The 1880-nt window shown below is 38.2% G+C and carries 3 protein-coding genes; all 3 read right to left on the bottom strand.

What is annotated here, in order from left to right; all coding sequences use genetic code 11:
- A partial coding sequence (locus AC1DUW_RS27345; protein ID WP_477643993.1) for an aminopeptidase P family N-terminal domain-containing protein occupies positions 1-641 on the bottom strand: 641 nt, incomplete at its 3' end.
- A gap of 1 nt (position 642) precedes the next feature.
- Entirely contained in the window at positions 643-1089 is a 447-nt protein-coding gene (gene aroQ / locus AC1DUW_RS27340; RefSeq protein WP_053346924.1) for a type II 3-dehydroquinate dehydratase, read from the bottom strand.
- A gap of 93 nt (positions 1090-1182) precedes the next feature.
- Positions 1183-1698, bottom strand: coding sequence for a YqhR family membrane protein (locus tag AC1DUW_RS27335; RefSeq protein ID WP_477643992.1), 516 nt, complete (start codon positions 1696-1698; stop codon positions 1183-1185).
- Positions 1699-1880: the final 182 nt, after the last annotated feature.

The following is a 1880-nucleotide window of genomic DNA, read 5'->3' as shown; positions in this document are numbered from 1 at the left end:
CCATAATCTAATGTGACAAAATCGCCTTTTTCAATGATTTTATTCGTAGCCACTCCGTGCGGAAGAGCAGATCTTTTACCAGAAGCAACAATAATATCAAAGGAAGAAGAGGTGGCCCCTTGTTTCCTCATAAAGAATTCAAGCTCATTGGACACATCCAGCTCTGAAATACCCGGGCGCATAAAATCCAGAATATGTGTAAAGGCAGCATCAGCAATAGCAGCCGCTTCCTTTAATATCTTAATCTCTGATGAAGTCTTTATCAAGCGTAAATTCTCAATTACTCCCGACACCGGCAAAAGTTGTCCTTCAWTGACCTTTTCATATGCCTTATATGTCGCAAAAGTCAGATGATCTTGCTCAAAGCCGAGTATACTTATATTCATCTCTTTAGCCTGTTTACCGACTTCTTCAATAATTGTCCCCTTGTGTTGAATAATTTCAAAGTCTGCTGCCTGCTTGCCCGCTTGTTCTACGTATCTGAAATCAGTAATGAATTTAGCTTCTTTTTGGGAAATTAAAACAACACCGGCACTTCCAGTAAAATTGGTCATGAATCGGCGGTTATATGTACTGGTAATCAAAAAGCCATTAATGCCCACCTTTTCCATTGAGGCTCTTAAACGTTTCAGATTATTCATTTTATTTCTCCCCCTTTGCAATCTTTGTAATCGCCTGCAAAGCCAATTCATATCCGTGTATCCCCAAGCCGACAATCTGTCCCGCCGACACCGGTGCGGTAACTGATTCATGCCGAAAGCTTTCACGGGCATGGATGTTCGAAATATGTACTTCCACAACTGGAACATCAATTCCGGCAATTGCATCGCGAATCGCATAGCTATAATGAGTAAATGCTCCTGGATTAATAATAATCCCGTCTATCCCATGATCTTCTGACCAATGGAGCTTATCGATAATCGCTCCTTCATGGTTAGATTGAAAACAAGTGATTTCCACATTTAACCCTTGAGCCTGCTGTTGTAATTGAGTTTCCACATCCAAAAGCGTCGAAGACCCATAATGCGCAGGCTCACGTTTCCCTAAGCGATTTAAATTCGGACCGTTAATTAATAAGATTTTTGTCATTATCAAACACCTGCTCATAATTAAAAGAATGCTTTCCATGAACATTCTATCATAATTACAAATTGTCTTACTACTTTTTTACAACCCAGGCGTTCAGCTTTTCGACTGATTTTCAGCACCTTTATTAATATGACGAATATATTCCTGATGGTCGTAAGAAATAGAATATCCGACAAAAAGGCCGTATAAAATAAAAATACAGATACTGGTTATAATGGACTTTGACGACATTTCCGAAAAGGATGGCAAATCAGAGAACATCGGTTTTAAGACAAATATAAGCAAAGCCCAGCAAACGGCACCAAAAAAAACACCTGATAGAATACTTTTCATTTTTCTAAAAAGTCCATAGTATATTAAAGCAATCCCCACGGACAGAATTCCGAAGACGAGCATGGTCATCACCGTACCGAGCCAGCGATCAATCCATGTCATATTCGACCAAGAAGTAAGTATAAATTTGGGACTAAATTTCATAAAATTAAAATAATGTGCTATTATTCCGGCAAAACTGGCAAGGAGCCCTCCAACAAAACCGATAGCCAATACATTGTTGATTAACATGATTCTATTTTCCTGTTGATTTTGTCCTTTTTCATTAGAAGACATATCAAACACCTCCGCTACGTAGTATGCCCTTTGTTAAATAGAACTATTTTATTTTATCCGTAGTGAGGAGATTTACTAGAGGTTTTTGGATTTATTCTGTATGATAAAGACATAAATAATGTGCTTTTTTCAGAGGATTATGTCCATCCTCTGTTGAATTTTATATGTACACAGGATACTTC

This window comes from Peribacillus sp. P4_C12 (assembly GCF_056402095.1).
This window is presented reverse-complemented; position numbering and strand designations above follow the sequence as displayed.

Bases quoted from the DNA above. Each gene is read 5' to 3' on its own strand.
- aroQ (WP_053346924.1), bottom strand. From the start codon at position 1,089: ATGACAAAAATCTTATTAATTAACGGTCCGAATTTAAATCGCTTAGGG.
- AC1DUW_RS27335 (WP_477643992.1), bottom strand. From the start codon at position 1,698: ATGTCTTCTAATGAAAAAGGACAAAATCAACAGGAAAATAGAATCATG.